This window comes from Burkholderia sp. HI2714 (assembly GCF_002223085.1).
In the GTDB taxonomy this organism is placed as follows: domain Bacteria; phylum Pseudomonadota; class Gammaproteobacteria; order Burkholderiales; family Burkholderiaceae; genus Burkholderia; species Burkholderia lata_D.
In genome coordinates this window covers 16,802-34,253 of sequence record NZ_NKFM01000019.1, presented here as the reverse complement: position 1 = coordinate 34,253, position 17,452 = coordinate 16,802, and the positions used below count along the sequence as shown (strand labels likewise).

Annotated in this window: 16 protein-coding genes, 4 tRNA genes and 1 pseudogene; 12 read left to right on the top strand and 9 right to left on the bottom strand. The window is 65.2% G+C overall.

Annotated elements, in window-relative coordinates; translation table 11 throughout:
• Window positions 1-25 precede the first annotated feature (25 nt).
• Both CFB82_RS08600 and CFB82_RS08595 read right to left on the bottom strand, forming a co-directional pair.
• The gene (locus CFB82_RS08600) at window positions 26-364 is read right to left on the bottom strand and encodes a DMT family transporter (RefSeq protein WP_069247865.1); all 339 of its coding nucleotides are present in this window, start codon (window positions 362-364) and stop codon (window positions 26-28) included.
• 3 nt (window positions 365-367) lie between these two features.
• Window positions 368-865, bottom strand: a complete 498-nt coding sequence (locus CFB82_RS08595) for a heme-degrading domain-containing protein (protein ID WP_089483917.1) — start codon at window positions 863-865, stop codon at window positions 368-370.
• A gap of 197 nt (window positions 866-1,062) precedes the next feature.
• On the opposite strand from CFB82_RS08595, the gene CFB82_RS08590 reads away from it, so the two are divergent.
• The 7 genes from CFB82_RS08590 (at window position 1,063) to CFB82_RS08560 (ending at window position 6,332) form a co-directional block, all read left to right on the top strand.
• Window positions 1,063-1,139, top strand: a tRNA-Met gene (locus CFB82_RS08590).
• 161 nt (window positions 1,140-1,300) lie between these two features.
• Complete coding sequence (locus tag CFB82_RS08585) at window positions 1,301-1,846, top strand: NUDIX hydrolase (protein WP_006476111.1); 546 nt, start codon at window positions 1,301-1,303, stop codon at window positions 1,844-1,846.
• An 11-nt stretch (window positions 1,847-1,857) separates the two neighbouring features.
• Entirely contained in the window at window positions 1,858-2,622 is a 765-nt protein-coding gene (gene aat / locus CFB82_RS08580) for a leucyl/phenylalanyl-tRNA--protein transferase (RefSeq protein WP_069247864.1), read from the top strand.
• Between the two features lie 33 nt (window positions 2,623-2,655).
• Window positions 2,656-3,486, top strand: coding sequence for an arginyltransferase (locus tag CFB82_RS08575; protein ID WP_069247863.1), 831 nt, complete (start codon window positions 2,656-2,658; stop codon window positions 3,484-3,486).
• Window positions 3,487-3,584: 98 nt separating this feature from the next.
• Window positions 3,585-4,622: a quinone-dependent dihydroorotate dehydrogenase gene (locus CFB82_RS08570; RefSeq protein ID WP_089483916.1), complete on the top strand. Its 1,038-nt coding sequence runs from the start codon at window positions 3,585-3,587 to the stop codon at window positions 4,620-4,622.
• Window positions 4,623-4,722: 100 nt separating this feature from the next.
• Window positions 4,723-5,517, top strand: a complete 795-nt coding sequence (locus tag CFB82_RS08565; RefSeq protein ID WP_089483915.1) for a cystine ABC transporter substrate-binding protein — start codon at window positions 4,723-4,725, stop codon at window positions 5,515-5,517.
• Window positions 5,518-5,639: 122 nt separating this feature from the next.
• Window positions 5,640-6,332 (top strand): amino acid ABC transporter permease, encoded by a 693-nt coding sequence (locus tag CFB82_RS08560; RefSeq protein ID WP_006484207.1) that lies wholly within the window; start codon window positions 5,640-5,642, stop codon window positions 6,330-6,332.
• A gap of 52 nt (window positions 6,333-6,384) precedes the next feature.
• Here CFB82_RS08560 and CFB82_RS08555 read toward each other — a convergent pair whose 3' ends face one another.
• From CFB82_RS08555 to rnr, 6 genes are all read right to left on the bottom strand, one after another.
• The gene (locus tag CFB82_RS08555) at window positions 6,385-7,371 is read right to left on the bottom strand and encodes a Gfo/Idh/MocA family protein (RefSeq protein WP_089483914.1); all 987 of its coding nucleotides are present in this window, start codon (window positions 7,369-7,371) and stop codon (window positions 6,385-6,387) included.
• Window positions 7,372-7,472: 101 nt separating this feature from the next.
• A complete protein-coding gene (locus tag CFB82_RS08550) occupies window positions 7,473-8,189 on the bottom strand; it encodes a FadR/GntR family transcriptional regulator (protein ID WP_089483913.1) in 717 nt (238 codons plus the stop codon).
• 278 nt (window positions 8,190-8,467) lie between these two features.
• On the bottom strand, window positions 8,468-9,163 hold the full coding sequence (gene rpiA, locus CFB82_RS08545) for a ribose-5-phosphate isomerase RpiA (protein ID WP_011351848.1): 696 nt from the start codon (window positions 9,161-9,163) through the stop codon (window positions 8,468-8,470).
• A gap of 91 nt (window positions 9,164-9,254) precedes the next feature.
• Window positions 9,255-10,127: an N-acetylmuramoyl-L-alanine amidase gene (locus tag CFB82_RS08540; protein ID WP_089483912.1), complete on the bottom strand. Its 873-nt coding sequence runs from the start codon at window positions 10,125-10,127 to the stop codon at window positions 9,255-9,257.
• A gap of 97 nt (window positions 10,128-10,224) precedes the next feature.
• Window positions 10,225-10,968, bottom strand: coding sequence for a 23S rRNA (guanosine(2251)-2'-O)-methyltransferase RlmB (gene rlmB, locus CFB82_RS08535; RefSeq protein WP_039358863.1), 744 nt, complete (start codon window positions 10,966-10,968; stop codon window positions 10,225-10,227).
• Between the two features lie 144 nt (window positions 10,969-11,112).
• The gene (gene rnr, locus CFB82_RS08525) at window positions 11,113-13,581 is read right to left on the bottom strand and encodes a ribonuclease R (protein ID WP_089483911.1); all 2,469 of its coding nucleotides are present in this window, start codon (window positions 13,579-13,581) and stop codon (window positions 11,113-11,115) included.
• A gap of 249 nt (window positions 13,582-13,830) precedes the next feature.
• On the opposite strand from rnr, the gene CFB82_RS08520 reads away from it, so the two are divergent.
• Window positions 13,831-13,917, top strand: a tRNA-Leu gene (locus CFB82_RS08520).
• Between the two features lie 69 nt (window positions 13,918-13,986).
• Here CFB82_RS08520 and CFB82_RS43930 read toward each other — a convergent pair.
• Window positions 13,987-14,192 (bottom strand): annotated as a pseudogene (locus tag CFB82_RS43930) (MarR family winged helix-turn-helix transcriptional regulator); the annotation flags it as partial.
• 156 nt (window positions 14,193-14,348) lie between these two features.
• Between CFB82_RS43930 and CFB82_RS08510 the strand changes: the two are divergent.
• From CFB82_RS08510 to CFB82_RS08495, 4 genes are all read left to right on the top strand, one after another.
• Window positions 14,349-15,338: an aliphatic sulfonate ABC transporter substrate-binding protein gene (locus CFB82_RS08510; protein WP_089483910.1), complete on the top strand. Its 990-nt coding sequence runs from the start codon at window positions 14,349-14,351 to the stop codon at window positions 15,336-15,338.
• Window positions 15,339-15,452: 114 nt separating this feature from the next.
• A tRNA-Leu gene (locus CFB82_RS08505) sits at window positions 15,453-15,539 on the top strand.
• 368 nt (window positions 15,540-15,907) lie between these two features.
• A tRNA-Leu gene (locus CFB82_RS08500) sits at window positions 15,908-15,994 on the top strand.
• A gap of 100 nt (window positions 15,995-16,094) precedes the next feature.
• Window positions 16,095-17,323, top strand: a protein-coding gene (locus CFB82_RS08495) for an IS3 family transposase (RefSeq protein ID WP_089483909.1) whose coding sequence is annotated in 2 segments (ribosomal slippage) — window positions 16,095-16,460 and window positions 16,463-17,323 — 1,227 coding nt in all. Because the reading frame shifts where the segments join, the coding sequence is not laid out codon by codon here.
• The last annotated feature ends 129 nt before the right edge of the window (window positions 17,324-17,452 follow it).

Here is a 17,452-nt window from a genome sequence, read left to right as displayed (position 1 = left end):
CATCCGGCAATTGGCAGTCGCACGCTCAGTGCGCCTGCATCTTCGAAAACAGGTTCAGCACCACGACGCCGGCGATGATCAGGCCGAGGCCGATCACGGCCGGCAGGTCCGGCACCTGGCGATAAAGCAGCATCGCAACGAGGGTGATCAGCACGATGCCGGCGCCCGACCAGACTGCATAGATGATGCCGACGGGCATCGTGCGCAACGTGATCGACAGGCAGTAGAACGCGATGCCATAACCGGCGATGACCAGCAACGACGGCCAGAGGCGCGTGAAGCCGTCCGCCGCGCGCAGCGCCGACGTGCCGATCACTTCCGCGACGATCGCGATCGCGAGCCATGCGTAACCGGGAAGCTGCATCGCTCAGCTCCTTGCGAGGGCCAGCACGGCGTAGTCGTGGCCGAGCTCGGCACACAGTGCCTCGACGACGAATTCGTGGTCCGCGCGCTGCGGCAGCCCCGACGCGGTGATCGAGCCGATCACGCCGGCACCGGCGACGGTCAGCGGGAACGAGCCGCCGTGCGGCGAATATTCGGCGACCGGCAGCCCGTGCTTGTCGGCGAGCGTCGCGCCGGCCTGCTGCATGCGCAGGCCGATGGCGTACGAGCTGCGGCGGAAGTGTGCGACGACGTTGCGCTTGCGGCGTACCCAGTCGGCATTGTCGGGCGTGGCGCCAGCCAGCGCCGCGTAGAACAGCGGCTGGCCGAACGTGACGATGTCGATCGCGATCGCATGGCCGCGCGACGTCGCGAGCGCGTGCATCCGGTTGCCGAGCGCCCATGCGCGGGCCGGGTCGAAATGGGGAAATACAAGCGCCTGTTCCTGCGCGCCGATCGATTGCAGATCGTGAGCGATGTCCATGAATCCGTCGATACAGTAATGAGAGTCGCAACAGCGCCGAAGCGATCGCGCACGGCCCCGCTGCCGAAGAAACGAAACAAACCGCTCGATTCTAGCGCACGCACCCGCCGTACCGGCCCCACAAGCGGCGACAAGAAATTGTCAGAAAGCGCTTGCACGCCTTCGGGTTACTCCTTATAATTCATTTCTTCGACGGACGCGGGGTGGAGCAGTCTGGCAGCTCGTCGGGCTCATAACCCGAAGGTCGTAGGTTCAAATCCTACCCCCGCAACCAACGTCCAGAATGATGCAAAAAGCCCGGCCCAGCGCCGGGCTTTTTGTTTTTCCGCCGCCCGCCCCGTCCCGCTTCGCGCGACACGCGGCCTGCACGCGCAGGCGTTCAAGAATGCCGCGCCCCGGTGATACACTCGCATCACCTCGTCCCTTCCACTCGACATGAAATTCTGCTCCGTCTGCGGTCACGAAGTCCTCGCGCGCATTCCTCCGGGTGACAATCGCGAGCGCTTCGTCTGCGATCACTGCGGCACGATCCACTACCAGAATCCGCGCAACGTCGTCGGCACGGTCCCGGTCTGGGGCGATCAGATCCTGCTGTGCCGCCGCGCGATCGAACCGCGCTACGGGTTCTGGACGCTGCCCGCCGGCTTCATGGAAATGGGCGAGACGACGGCCGAAGCGGCTGCACGCGAAACGCTCGAGGAAGCCGGTGCGCGCGTCGAAGTGCAGAACCTGTTCACGCTGCTCAACGTGCCGCACGTGCATCAGGTCCACCTGTTCTACCTCGCGCGGCTCACCGATCCGGGTTTCGAAGCCGGCGAGGAAAGCCTCGAAGTGAAGCTGTTCGATGAAGCCGACATCCCGTGGGACGAAATCGCGTTCCCGACCGTCAGCCAGACCCTGCGATTCTTCTTCGCCGATCGAGCCGCGGGCGACTACGGCGTGCACACCGGCGATATCTTCCGCTCGCTGCGCAACGGCTGAGCCCCTGCGCCATGGTCCCCTGGCTCGGCCCGGACGATCCGTTTCCGCCCATCGAACGCGCGCTCGGTCCCGCGACCGGCGCGCCCGGGCTGCTCGCCGCGAGCGCCGACCTGCTGCCGTCGCGCCTCATCGACGCGTACCTGCGCGGCATCTTCCCGTGGTATTCCGACGGCCAGCCCGTGCTGTGGTGGAGCCCCGACCCGCGCATGATCCTCGTGCCGGCCGAATTCAAGGTGTCGCCCTCGCTGCGCAAGACGTTGAAGCGCGTGCTGCGCGAGCCGGAATGGGAAGTGCGCGTCGACCACGACTTTCCGGGCGTGATGCGCGCGTGCGCGCAGGCGCCGCGCCGAGGGCAGCGCGGCACGTGGATCACGGCCGAGATCATCGACGCGTATACGTCGCTCTACCGCTCCGGCAACGCGCACAGCATCGAGACGTGGCACGACGGGCGGCGCGTCGGCGGCCTGTACGGCGTGTCGTTCGGGCGAATGTTTTTCGGCGAATCGATGTACGCGGACGCGACCGATGCGTCGAAAATCGCGCTGGCCGCGCTCGTCGCGCACCTTCGCGAGCAGGGGCTGGAAATGATAGACTGCCAGCAGAATACGTCGCATCTAGCGTCGCTCGGCGGCCGCGAGATCGCACGCAAGGCCTTTGTCGCTCACGTGCGCAGCGCGGTAGCCGAACCGCCGATTCCGTGGCAGTTCGACAAGCGCGTGCTCGCCGCGCTGACGGGCCGCGCCGAAACGGCGGCCCCCTCCGGGATCGAGCGCTAGCGCGGCACTCCCTCCCTGCAACGAGAGCTGCCCATGACTCACCCGACTGAGCTGCCGCTTTCACCGCTTTCGGCGCTGCAATTCTATGCAACGGCGCCCTATCCGTGCAGCTATCTGGACGGCCGCGTCGCGCGCTCGCAAGTCGCGACGCCGAGCCACCTGATCAACTCCGACATCTACACCGAGCTCGTGAAGGCCGGCTTCCGGCGCTCGGGTGTCTTCACGTATCGCCCGTACTGCGACGGCTGCCGTGCCTGCGTGCCGGTGCGCGTCCCCGTCGACGCGTTCGCGCCGTCGCGCACGCAGCGCAGGATGTGGAAACGGCACCGCACGCTCGTCGCGACGGTTTCGCCGCTGCACTACGACGAAGAGCACTACGCGCTCTACATGCGCTACCAGTCCGCACGCCACGCGGGCGGCGGCATGGATCGCGACAGCCGCGACCAGTACGAGCAATTCCTGCTGCAGAGCCGGATCAACTCGCGCCTCGTCGAATTTCGCGACCTCGACGCCGCGGGCGGCGAGCCCGGGAAGCTACGCATGGTCAGCATGATCGACATCCTCGGCGACGGGCTGTCGTCCGTCTATACGTTCTTCGAGCCCGACGACCAGCACACGAGCTACGGCACCTACAACATCCTGTGGCAGATCGAACAGGCGAAGAGCCTCGGCCTGCCCTACGTGTACCTCGGCTACTGGATCCGCGAGAGCCCGAAGATGGCCTACAAGGCGAACTTCCACCCGCTCGAAGGGCTGATCGACGGCCGCTGGAAGATACTCGATCCGGAACGGATCGACCTGCCGCCGGTCGACGCGGCGCTGGCCCGCGCGCCGTTGCCGGGCGGACATTCCGGCTCGGGCTGACGCGCGCCGCGAGGGTAACGAAGCGAAGCGCGCCCCTGCCGCCCAACTCCCGGTAAAATAGCGGGTTGTCATTCATTCCGGCTGTCCGCCCTATTCCCGTGTTCAGTTCCCTCTATCCGCTGGCCCGCGCATCCCTGTTCAAGATGGATGCGGAAGACGCTCACCACCTCACGCTGCGCGCGCTCGGCGCGGCCGGCCGCACGGGCCTTGCCTGCGCGCTGTCGGCCCGCGTGCCCGACGCACCGCGCACCGTGATGGGGCTCACCTTCCGCAACCCGGTCGGCCTTGCAGCCGGCCTCGACAAGGACGGCGCGGCCATCGATGGCCTCGCGGCGCTCGGCTTCGGCTTCATCGAAGTCGGTACGGTCACGCCGCGCCCGCAGCCCGGCAACCCGCGCCCGCGGATGTTCCGCCTGCCGCAGGCCGAAGCACTGATCAACCGGATGGGCTTCAACAACCACGGCGTCGACCAGTTCGTGAAGAACGTCCAGGCCGCCCGCTACCGCGGCATCCTTGGCCTGAACATCGGCAAGAACGCCGACACGCCGATCGAACGCGCGGCCGAGGACTACCTGTACTGCCTCGAGCGCGTGTACCCGTTCGCGAGCTACGTGACGATCAACATCTCGTCGCCGAACACGAAGAACCTGCGCCAGCTGCAGGGCGCGGGCGAGCTCGACGCACTGCTCGCGGCGCTGAAGGACAAGCAGCAGCGCCTCGCCGACCTGCACGGCAAGCTCGTGCCGCTCGCCCTGAAAATCGCGCCCGATCTCGACGACGAACAGGTCAAGGAAATCGGCGACACACTGCTGCGCCACAAGATCGAGGCGGTCATCGCCACCAACACGACGCTGTCGCGCGCGGCCGTCCAGGGCCTGCCGCATGCGGACGAAGCCGGCGGCCTGTCGGGCCGCCCCGTGTTCGACGCGTCGAACGAAGTGATCCGCAAGCTGCACGCCGAAGTCGGCAGTGAAGTGCCGATCATCGGCGTCGGCGGCATTTTCTCGGGCGAGGATGCCCGGGCGAAGCTCGCGGCCGGCGCAGCGCTGGTGCAGCTCTACACGGGGTTCATCTACCGCGGTCCCGCGCTCGTCGCGGAATGCGTGAAGGCCGTCGCCCGCGAACGCAGCGCGTAATATAGGCATAAACAAACGATATTTAGTGGTCGATTGCATTTTTGCTATCATCGGCCTCGTTACCAGAATCAATGACCCGGACAGGGCAAGGAAACACACGATGAAGATTGCGCTGCTGAAGAAGCTGCTGGTTGCCGGCCTGATCGGCACGTCGTTCGCCGCTGCCACCGCGCATGCGGCCGACCTCCTCGACCAGGTGAAACAACGCGGCACGCTGCGGGTCGGCCTCGAAGGCACGTTCCCGCCGTTCAACTCGAAGAACCCGCAAGGCGAACTCGTCGGCTTCGACGTCGACATCGCGAAGGCCGTGGCCGCGAAGCTCGGCGTGAAGGCCGAATTCGTGACGACCGAATGGAGCGGCATTATCGCAGGCCTGCAGGCCGGCAAGTTCGACGTGATCGCCAACCAGGTCGGCATCACCGACAAGCGCAAGGAAACGCTCGACTTCTCGCCGGCGTATACGTACTCGTCCGCGCAACTGATCCAGCGCAACGACGATACGCGCCAGTTCAAGTCGCTTGAAGACCTGAAAGGCAAGAAGCTCGGCGTCGCGCTCGGCACGAACTACATGGACATGGCGAAGTCGGTGCCGGGCATCGACGTGAAGACGTACCCGGGCGCGCCCGAGTACCTGCGCGATCTTGCGGCCGGCCGTCTCGACGCGGCGCTCAACGACCGCCTGATGCTCGCGTACCTGACGAAGAACTCGCAACTGCCGCTGCGCCCAGGCGCGAACGTCGGTTCGGCGAACCCGTCGGGCATCCCGTTCAAGAAGGGCAACCCGAAGTTCCAGAAGGCGATCGACGACGCGATGGTGCAACTCGAGGCCGACGGCACCTTCACGAAGATCTCGGACAAGTGGTTCGGCATCGACGTGACGAAGCCGATCAAGTAAGCACGCCTGCATTTCCCGCCTGACGGCGGGCCGGAAAGGGCGGCATCCGTAACGATGCCGCCCTTTGTTTTATGCGTCCGGTTTATGATTGCGCTTTCGCGCACGCATTCGATTCGTATTCCATGTCGACAACGTCCCTGCTCGTCCAATCGCTGCCGGTGCTCGCCCAGGGCGCCGTTCTGACCGTCAAGTTCGCCGTCCTGTCGATGGTGTTCGGCCTGCTTGGCGCCGTCGTGCTCGCGATGATGGGCATCCGGCAAAGCGAAGCGCTCGACGGCTTCGAACGCATCTGGGTCAACGCGCTCGCGTGGCTGGCACGCGCGTACGTGAGCCTGATGCGCGGCACGCCGTTGCTCGTCCAGATCTTCGTCATCTATTACGGGCTGCCGAGCCTCGGCATCTCGCTCGACCCGACGCCCGCCGGCGTCATCGCGCTATCCGCGAACGTCGCGGCCTACATGTCGGAAAGCATGCGCGGTGCGATCAACGGGATCGCGCGCGGCCAATGGCTCGCCGCGTACAGCCTCGGGTTGTCGTGGGGGCAGACGCTGCGCTACGTGATCGGTCCGCAGGCGCTGCGCATCGCGGTACCGAGCCTGTCGAACAGCCTGATCAGCCTGATCAAGGACACGTCGCTCGTGTCCGTGATCACCGTGACCGAACTGCTGCGCAGCGCGCAGGAAGTGATTGCGGCGACCTATCAGCCGCTGCCGCTCTATCTCGCCGCCGCGGCCGTGTACTGGATCCTGTGCCAAATCCTCGAATGGGTGCAGCGCTGGTACGAAAAGCGCCTGTCGCTGCCGTCGCGGCACTGAGCGCACGCCGTCCACCGGGCCGCGCACGCGTGCCCGGCTCCCGCCTTCCCGCTTACTCGCCCGAATAACGCACGCCGAGCGCCGCGCGCGCGGCATCGGTCATCGCGATCATCTGCCGCGAATGGTCGTGCGTCATGATCGGGCTTTCGGTCTTGCCCGCGCGCAGCAGGTCGCAGAAATGCGCGGTCTCGTAGTTCAGCCCGCCGCCGTCGACCGGCGCATCGAGTTCGACGGTGCGCCCGTCCGCATAGCGAATCGTCGCACGCGCGGGGTTCCACCATTTCTCGTGAATCGTCACGTGGCCGCCGGCCGCGGCGATCAGCGCGTCGCCGCGCCCCATCACGTCGAGCCCGCAAAAGAGCTGCGCGATCCCGCCGTTCGCGTGCACGCTGTTCAGGCTTGCGAACAGGTCGACACCCGTTGCCCCGACGCGGCCGAGCGTCTGCACGTCGAGCGCCGCGCCGAGCCAGTCGACCGCGAGAAACGCCTCGTAGATTCCGATATCGAGCAGCGCGCCGCCCGCGCGATCGAGGCGATAGACGGCATGGTCGTCCGGCACCGACGACGATGCACACCCTGCCCGCACGAGCCGGATTTCGCCGATCGGATCGTCATGCAGATGCGCACGTAACTGACGGTACAGCGGGAAGAACGGCGGCTTCATCGCCTCCATGAAAAGCCGCCCGGCGTCGCGTGCCGCACGCAGCACGGTGTCGAGCTGCGCCGCGTTCAGCGTCGCGGGTTTTTCGCACAGCACGGCCTTGCCGGCAGCAAGCGCGGCCAGCGTGTACTGCGCGTGACTGTCATGGAGCGTCGCGATGTAGACCGCGTCGATATCGCTCGTGAGGAGTGCTTCGAGGCTTGCGGCAGGCGTACCGCCGTACGTTCCGCAAAAGTCTGCCGCGGCATCGGCGCGGCGGGCCCAGGCACCGGCAAGCGTGGCGCCCGGCACATGCGCGAGGCTTTGCGCGAAACGGCGCGCGATGCTGCCTGCGCCAATGATGCCGAAGCGCACCGTGCGATGGTCGTTGTCGTTCATCCTGATCTTCCGTGTCGGTCGTATGACGGTGGCCGGCACGCTGCCGGCCGGCCGTCATGATAAACGGCCCGGCGGCACACGGATGAGCGACTCGCGCAGCGTCAGGCGCGCATGGGCACGTCGACGGAGAAATCGCGCGAGATCTCGTCGGCGCTGAAATCGATCAGCGCGAGCGAAGCGGCTTCGGCTTCGCGCGGATCGCGACGCTCGATCGCGTCGACCACACGTGCATGCGCCTTCACGACGACATCGTGTGCACCTTCCTTCTGCACGACACGCGGATTCACGAGACGCACCGCACCGCGCACGATCGCCGCCATCTGCTGGAAAAACTGGTTGCCGCTCGCCTGCACGATCCGCGTGTGCAGCAACTCGTCCGCCGTGTCGTAGCCGGGGTCGCCCGGCTGCAGCACCTTGAACGCATCGAACGCTTCGCGGATGCCCGCGATGTCGCCAGCCGTCGCACGCACCGCCGCCTGCGCGGTCGCGCGCGGTTCGATCAGCATCCGGAATTCGATGACGTCGCGCATGAACTGCGGATCGGGTTTCGCCCGGAATCGCCAGCTCACCACGTCTTCGTCGATCATCCGCCAGTCGCGCATCGGCCGCACGCGCGTGCCGACTTTCGGACGCACGTCGAGCATGTCGCGTGCAAGCAACATCGATAGCGCTTCCCGCATCACGGTGCGACTCACATCGAACTCTTTCGACAGCACGTCCTGCGGCGGCAAGATGCCGCCGTACTTGTCCTCGACGATACCCGAGACAAGCCCATCCATCACTTTCGCGACCAGTGACCGGTCTTTGCCCTGCTCCATGACACCTCCCCGTGCGTCGATTTGCGAACACCTGCTCCGCAGTTCCGCCGGCCCTGGTTACGACTGTTCTTATGATCTATAAGTTGATGAGTTCGACGATATTTCGCTATCTGGTAAACACCTGACAGGGTTATCCCTCTTTTTGACGGGGTGATTTATACGGCGAAAAATAAGGCCCGGGAAGCGCATTACGCCTACCGGGCCCGATTTCCACAAGATTTAAACATTCAGTCCATTACGACATGCGACATGTCATTACGGACTGCTTTCCATATCTTTCAATTAGCCGAATAAACGATCGTTTCAACGCCGTTTTCCGTGCCGAGCAAGCACAGATTCGCGCCGCGCTCGGCGAACAGGCCGACCGTCACGACGCCCGGCCATGCGTTCACCTGAGCTTCGAAACCGCGCGGATCGGCGATCTGCAGCCCCTTCACGTCGATGATCTCGTTGCCGTTGTCGGTGATATACGGCGCACCGTCCTTCGTCACGCGCAGCACCGGCACGCCGCCGAGCGCGGTCACGCGCCGGCCGATCGCCGTGCGCGCCATCGGCACGACTTCGATCGGCAGCGGGAACGCGCCGAGCACCGGCACGCGCTTGCTGGCGTCCGCGATGCAGACGAACGTATCGGCCACCGACGCGACGATCTTCTCGCGCGTCAGCGCGCCGCCGCCGCCCTTGATCATCGCGCCGCTCGCGTCGATCTCGTCGGCGCCGTCGACGTACACCTGCAGCGAGTCGACCTCGTTCAGGTCGAACACCTTGATGCCGTGCGACTTCAGGCGTTCGGTCGTGGCGACGGAGCTCGACACGGCGCCGCGATAGCGCGCCTTGACGACGGCGAGCGCGTCGATGAAGCAGTTGGCGGTCGAGCCGGTGCCGACGCCGATCACGGCGCCTTCCGGCACGTTCTGGATCACGTAATCAGCGGCGGCCTGGCCGACGAGGCGTTTGAGTTCGTCTTGAGTCATGGAGTGGTAATGCTGCGGGATTGCGGAAAACCGCCAGTTTACCGGACTCGGCTGACGGCCCGCGTTTTTCGGCGTGCCGGGCACGGCGGATTCAGGGCGCGCCCGCCGCAGGCGCGTTGTCCACCGGTTGCGTGCCGGGGAGGTACTTGTCGAGCAACGCCTGCGCGATCGCGTCGGTTTCGGCGTCCGGGTTGCCCGCATAGTCGGACGGCCTGAAATGCATCTGGAACGCCGCGAACACGCGTCGCGTGCGTGCGTCGAGCACCCCGTCGGTGGCCACGTCGTAACCGTAGCGCGCGAGCTTGAGCTGCAGTTCGCGCACGTCGACCGGCGCATGCGGATCACGCCCGCCGAGCCGCGCGGCCACGGCCGCATCGTCCGGCCACGCGCCGACGCCGGCCAGGGCCAGCGCGTGCCAGGGAAACAGCGGCCCCGGATCGATCTTGCGTTGCGGCGCGATGTCGCTGTGCCCGACCACGCGCGTCGGCGGAATCCCGTAACGCGCGACGATGTCCTGCGACAGCCGGGTCAGCGCCGCGACCTGTTCGGGCGGATAGGGTTGCCAGGTGCGGTTTTGCGGATCGAGCGGCCCGCGGTTCACGTTCTCGATGCCGATCGACACCGCGTTCAGCTCGGTCGTGCCCTGCCACTCGCTGACGCCCGCATGCCATGCGCGCTCCGATTCCGGAACGAGCTGGTAGACGACCGGCATTCCGTGCTCGACGCGCGGCTGCGGCGGGATGACGTAATGCACGCTTACCGAATCGCCGGTCAGCGTGCGCAGCGATTTCGCCTCGTCGCTTTCGGTGTAATGCATCACGAGAAAGCGGATCCGCGAATCGGCGCCGCGCGCGTGCAGGCTCGTGTCGGCGTAGTAGGTACCGCGTTCGACGAGCGACGGCGACGTGCAGGCAGCCAGCAGGCACAGCACGGCGCAGGATACGCCAGCGCGAAACAGGGTCATCGGTCGCGAGCTCCGGAGAGCCGCGTGCCGCATCGCATCGCGGCACGCGTCGTTCGGGTCATTCGAGGCCCGCGCAGGGCGCGCGGGACGGGCTGCGTCAGCCCTTCACGCGCCGCTGGCGCACGGCTTCGTACAGGCACACGCCGCTTGCGACCGATACGTTCAGGCTTTCCACACTGCCGGCCATCGGAATGCTCATCACTTCGTCGCAGGTGTCGCGCGTCAGCCGGCGCATGCCTTCGCCTTCCGCGCCCATCACGAGCGCGACGGGGCCGTCGAGCTTCGTTTCGTAGAGCGTCGCCGATGCCTCGTCCGACGTGCCGATGATCCACACGCCGGCGTCCTTCAGCTCGCGCAGCGCACGGGCGAGGTTCGTCACCGTGATGTACGGCACCGTATCCGCCGCGCCGCTCGCCACCTTGGCCGCGGTTGCGTTCAGGCCGACCGCACGGTCGCGCGGCGCGATCACCGCGTGCGCGCCGGCCGAATCGGCGACACGCAGGCACGCGCCGAGGTTGTGCGGATCGGTGACACCGTCGAGCACCAGCAGCAGCGCGGGGCCCTGGATGCCGTCGAGCAGCTCGGACAGGTTCTGCGCGAGCGGGATGTCCTCGACACGCGCGACGACGCCCTGGTGACGCTCGGTATGCGCGAGGCCCCACAGGCGCGTTTCGTCGGCCGCGATCAGCCGCACGCCCGCTTCCTTCGCGGTGTGCAGGAAGTCCTGCATGCGGCGGTCGCGGCGCGTCTGGTCGTACAGCACCTCCGCAACCGTCGATGCATCGTGCCGCAAACGTGCGGTCACCGCATGAAAACCGTAAAGAACCTTCAGACGTGACATGACTGGAACAACCTTCGATCAAACGTGCGGCCGCACGACACGCGCAGCCGCGATCCATGGAAAAGGAAAGCGCCGCGTTGCCGGCTGACCGGTCACGCGGCGTCTCTCGATACTTCAGGCGGGCGCTGGCGCCGCCCCGAACGCTCAGTACTTCTTGCGAGCGCGTGTCTTCTTCGCGGTCGGCTTCGCCGCCGCACCGCCACCGCTACCCCCCTTCTTGCGCGCGGCGCGTGCTTCCTTCACCGCGACGCTCGGCGCACTCGCGGCCTTCTTGTGGCGCGGCGCGGGCTCGTCCGCCTGCGGCAGCGTGCGTACACGCGGGCCATTGCCGCGGTCGACACCGCCGCCAGCGGAAGCCGGCGCGGGCGACGGACGCGGCGCCTTCACCGGCGTATCGCGCACGAGGCGGAAGTCGATCTTGCGTGCATCGAGATCGACGCGGCTCACCTGCACGCGCACCCGATCCGACAGGCGGTAGCGGATGCCCGTGCGTTCACCGCGCAGCTCGTTCTTGATCTCGTCGTACTGGAAGTAGTCCGAGCCGAGTTCCGTGACGTGCACGAGCCCTTCGATGAAGAGCGTGTCGAGCTGCACGAAGATGCCGAACGACGTGACGCCGTTCACCATCCCGCCGTACTCCTCGCCGAGCTTGTCGCGCATGAAGTAGCACTTGAGCCAAGCCTCGACGTCGCGCGATGCTTCATCCGCGCGGCGCTCGTTCGCCGAGCAGTGCAGGCCGAGCTCTTCCCAGATCGCCGTGTTCGAACGCGAGCGGCCGCGCGATTCGTCGTCGGCCTGCTGCATCGCGCGGGCGCGCGGCGACAGCGCGGTGTTCAGCTCGAAGCCGTCCGGCGCCTTCGGCGTGTACTTCTTGCCGGACAGGATCGCGTAGATCGCGCGGTGCGTGAGCAAGTCCGGATAACGGCGGATCGGGCTCGTGAAGTGCGCGTACGCCTCGTAGGCCAGGCCGAAGTGACCGATGTTGTCCGGGCTGTAGACGGCCTGCTGCATCGAGCGCAGCAGCATCGGCTGCAGCATCTGCGCGTCGGGCCGGTCGCGAATTTGCGCCATCAGCGCCGCGTAGTCGCTCGCATGCGGCTTCTCGCCGCCGCCGAGCGACAGGCCCATGCCGCGCAGGAACGCGCGCAGGTTCTCGAGCTTCTCCGGCGTCGGCCCCGCGTGCACGCGGTACAGGCCCGGATGCTTGTGACGCTTCAGGAAGTCGGCCGCGCAGACGTTCGCGGCCAGCATGCATTCCTCGATCAGCTTGTGCGCATCGTTACGCTGGCGCGGCACGATCTGCTCGATCTTGCCCTGCGAGTTGCAGACGATGTAGGTCTCGGTCGTGTCGAAGTCGATCGCGCCACGCTTCTGCCGCGCGGCGAACAGCGACTTGTAGACGCCGTACAGGTCCTGCAGGTGCGGCAGCAGGTCCGCGCGACGCGCGGCCTCCGGCCCCTTCGTGTTCGACAGGACGGCGGCGACTTCGGTGTACGTCAGGCGCGCCGCCGAATGGATGACGGCCGGATAGAACTGATACGCCTTGATCTCGCCGCGCGCGGTGATCACCATGTCGCACGCGAGCACGCAGCGGTCGACCTGCGGATTCAGCGAGCACAGGCCGTTCGACAGCTTCTCCGGCAGCATCGGAATCACGCGGCGCGGGAAGTAGACCGACGTGCTGCGCTCGAGCGCGTCGGCATCGAGCCCGCTGCCCGGCTGTACGTAGTGCGACACGTCGGCGATCGCGACGATCAGCCGGTAGCCGTCGCCGCGGCCGACCTTGACCGGCTCGCAGTAGACGGCGTCGTCGAAGTCGCGGGCGTCCTCGCCGTCGATCGTCACGAGCGGCACGTCGCGCAGGTCGACGCGGAAACGCAGGTCGGTCGGCCGCACCTTGTCGGGCAGCGCGGCGGCTTCGTCGAGCGCCGGCTGGCTGAACTCGTGCGGCACGCCGTACTTGCGCACCGCGATTTCGATTTCCATGCCCGGATCGTCGATGTCGCCGAGCACCTCGACGACACGGCCGAGCGGCTGCGAATGGCGGCTCGGGAAATCGGTCAGCTCGACGACGACGACCTGCCCGACCTTCGCCTTCTTCACGTTCTGCGTGATCAGGATGTCGTGGCCGATGCGCTTGTCTTCCGGTGCGACGATCAGCGCGCCGTTCTCGTTGAGCAGGCGGCCGATCACGCGCTTGTTCGCGCGCTCGGTGACTTCGACGACATGCCCTTCCGGACGGCCGCGTCGATCGTAGCCGACGATCCGCGCGAGCACGCGATCGTTGTGCATCACCTTCTGCATTTCGCCGTTCGGCAGGAACAGGTCGTCCTGGCCGTCGTCGCGGATCACGAACCCGTAGCCGTCGCGATGCCCCTGCACGCGCCCGGCGACAAAGTTCGACGGATGGGTCAACTGGTAATGGCCGCGCTTGTCGAGGCGGATCTGGCCGTCGCGTTCCATCGCGGCGACACGCCGGAAGAACCCCTCGCGCTCCTGACGCTTGATCGACAGTGCTTCTGCGATGTCGTTGGCGGCCAGCGGCGCGTCGCTCGTACGCAGCACGCCGAGAATCTCTTCACGGCTCGGAATGGGGTACGGATATTTGCTCAAGGGTTTATCGATGGTTGTTCTCGTTGCGTTGATTGATGGTGCACGGCATCAACATAGAGGTGTCCTTCAGACAGTTCTATATTGACGGCGGCGGGTCATTCTATCACCCGCCTGTGTCGCCAAATGACCGGAATGCCGCCCGCCGGCGCGGCGGAGCCCGGTTTGCGATGCATCGCAAAAAAGTGTTGACACGAATAATTGGGGCGCTATAATTTCGCTTCTTTGCAGCAAGCAGCTACTGCAAAACGTGCCCAGGTGGCGGAATTGGTAGACGCACTAGGTTCAGGTCCTAGCGGTGGCAACATCGTGGAGGTTCGAGTCCTCTCCTGGGCACCATCTGTTTTTTGAAAAGGTCGGCTTCTAGCCGGCCTTTTTTCATTTCAAGCCCAGGAAACGCCGCTCGGCTCATTCGCCGATGAACTTGCGCAGCAGGCGGGTCAGCTCATCAAACCGGCCTTCGAAAATTTCCGCAAGCGGGCATTGAGCACCTTCGGCGCAATCTCCGGGATCTGCACGGCAACCGCCTGCCCCGCTTCGGTCAGCGCGATGCTCACCACCCGCCGATCGCTCACGCTGCGTCAACGCTCGACGAGCCCCTTGTCCTCCATGCGCATATCAAATTGCAAGCAGGAGACATCGATCGGGCGCCCTCGCCTTCTCTTATGCCCGCCAGCCGGATCGATAGCAGAATTTATCGGTTATCGTCCGCCCGCCTCGTTGGTACGTTAGACGGCTCGCTTCGATGCAACGAACCAGGAGCACGATCCATGACGTCGATGAACCGCCGCGCATTTACGCGCGCGTTGCTGGCCGCAGGTCTCACTGTCGCCGGCGTCCGAACGCAAGCCGAGAACGCACCCGACGGGTTGCGTATCGGCTACCAGAAATCGTCGACGCTCATCACGCTGCTCAAGACGCGCGGCACCGTTGAACGGGCACTCGCGCCGTTCGGCTTGCGCGTGTCGTGGCATGAATTCGCGAGCGGATTGCCGCTGACCGAAGCGCTCAACGTTGGCGCCGTCGATTTCAGTGCCGACGTGGCCGACACGGTTCCGGTGTTTGCGCAGGCCGCGCATGCGCGTTTCGTGTACGTCGCGCAGGAAGCGCCTTCGCCGAAGGCACAGGCGATCGTCGTCAAGCAGGACGGCGCACTGCGCACGCTCGCAGACCTCAAGGGCAAGCGCATTGCGGTCACGAAGGCAGCCGGCAGCCATTACCTGCTGCTTGCCGCGCTCGCACGCGCGAAGCTCGGGCCTGCCGATGCGACGATCCACTACCTGACGCCCGCGGACGGCCGCGCAGCGTTCGAGCGCGGCAGCGTGGACGCGTGGATCACGTGGGATCCCTATGTCGCGTCGGTCGACCGGAACCCCGACGTGCGGATTCTGGCCGACGGCAACGGACTCGCGTCGTACCAGCGCTACTACCTCGCATCCAGCAGTTTCGCCGCCGCGCGGCCCGACGTCGTCCAGATCCTGTTCGACCAGCTGTCGCAGGCGGGCACATGGCTGCGCGACCACCCGCAGGAGGCTGCGAATACCCTCGCGCCGATCTGGGGACTCGACGCGGCGACGATCGCGCGCGCGAACGCGCGGCGTAGTTATCTCGTCCGTGCGGTGGCGCCGCAAAATTTCGGCGAGCAGCAGCAGATCGCCGACACGTTCCTGGCCGCCGGACTGCTGCCCGCCCGCGTCGATACGAGCCAGGCGCAGCGCTGGAATTTCGCTGCGAAACGGGCGGAACCGGTTGGTGCGTGAGTGGCCGTTCAGCGAAGGGCGATAATTTTCATCGTCGTCGATGAAATGGTGTTGACAGCCCCTTCGAACACGCTATAATTGCGTTCTTTCGCGATGCAGCAACAAGCGAAACGTGCCCAGGTGGCGGAATTGGTAGACGCACTAGGTTCAGGTCCTAGCGGTGGCAACATCGTGGAGGTTCGAGTCCTCTCCTGGGCACCATCTGTTTTTGAAAAGGTCGGCTTCTAGCCGACCTTTTTTCATTTCCAGCGCCGGAAGCAAAGCACCTGTTCGCTTCGCGCGAGATCTCGAAAGGCTCCGCTTGCAAGCGTGATCGAGCTCCCCTGCTGACCACCATCCGCTTTCTACTTTTTCATTTCCCGCATCCGGAAATGATGCGCTCACGCTCCCGGTCGGCATCCCAAGTTTTTTCGACGATACACGTCGACCGCCGCAGTGTTTGCTCGCCCTGCCCGACGCCTCGAACAAGCCCGCCCAATTATTTTCGTTCGCGACCTCAAATTGTGTTGACAGCCCCTTCGAACACGCTATAATTGCGTTCTTTCGCGATGCAGCAACAAGCGAAACGTGCCCAGGTGGCGGAATTGGTAGACGCACTAGGTTCAGGTTCTAGCGGTGGCAACATCGTGGAGGTTCGAGTCCTCTCCTGGGCACCATCTGTTTTTGAAAAGGTCGGCTTCTAGCCGGCCTTTTTTCATTTCCGTGACCCATCCTGAAATAGGTTGACACTTTTTCGCCGAGGCGAGGAGGTGCCAGATGGAGCAAGGGATCAAGCGGACGCAGCGGGACTACAGCCTGGCTTTTAAGCTGTCGGTGGTGGCGCAAGTCGAAAAAGGCGATCTGACTTACAAAGAGGCGCAGCGACGCTACGGCATCCAGGGTCGCTCGACAGTGCTGGTATGGTTACGTAAGCACGGCTTGCAGGATTGGGCCGATCCATCCGGTCGTGCGCGATCAGGTTCCACCATGCCGAAGCAAGATTCGAAGCCGCTCACGCCTGAGCAGCGCATCAAGGAGTTGGAGACGCAGTTGCGAGAAGCGCGGGAGAAAGCTGCGCTGTTCGAGGCGGTGATCGACGTGATGCGCAAGGACTACGGGATCACCGTAAAAAAGCCTTCGGGCAGGTCGTCGCGCAAAGGCGGGTCGAAAAGCTGAGCGTCGAACGGGCCTGCCGATACATGGGCATCAGCCGCCAAGCGTATTACAAGCGTTGCCAGAGCGAGGCTCGTCGCTGCTCGCAAGCCGAGACCGTCACCTCACTGGTACAAAACATCCGTCTGCGACAACCGAGGTTGGGCACGCGCAAGCTGCATCATTTGCTTGGACCAACGCTGGTCGAGCATGGTATCAAGCTGGGGCGGGACCGGCTGTTCGACGTGCTGCGCACCGCGCGCCTACTGGTCGCGCCACACCGCGCGTATCACAAGACCACCCATAGCCATCATCGCTTCCGGCGCCATCCGAACCTATTGAAAGCCGGCCCGGAGCAAATCGTGCCGAAAGCCCCCGAGCAGGTTTGGGTTGCCGACATCACCTATCTGCCGACCGCTGGTCCGTTCGTGTACCTGAGCCTTGTGACCGACGCGTTCTCGCGCAAGATCGTCGGCTACCACGTCCACGACAGTCTGCAGACCGAGCAAGTCAGTCAGGCGCTCAAGAAGGCGTTGCGTACGCGCCGAAGCCGCCAGCCGTTGATTCACCATTCCGATCGCGGAATCCAGTACTGCTCGACGTATTACCAGGACATCCATCGGCGCCATGGTCTGCGCTGCTCGATGACCGATGGCTACGACTGCTATCAGAATGCACTGGCAGAGCGGATCAACGGCATCCTCAAAGGCGAGTTCTTGCTGCATCGCCCGGCCGATCTCAAGCAGGCCGCAAAGATGGTCGAACAGTCGGTGAACATCTACAACTGCGAGCGGCCACATGCCGCCCTCAAATACAAAACGCCCGATGCGGTGCATCGGGCGTTTAGCGGGTGAACACTGTCAACCTATTCCAGGACTTGACACCGGCCCCGGAAACATACCTCCCTCCTCGTCCCCATAGCAATCCAGTTGCCTCGGTTTGCGCGCCCCAGCGCCGGCGAGCCGTAACGGCATGCGGCAAAT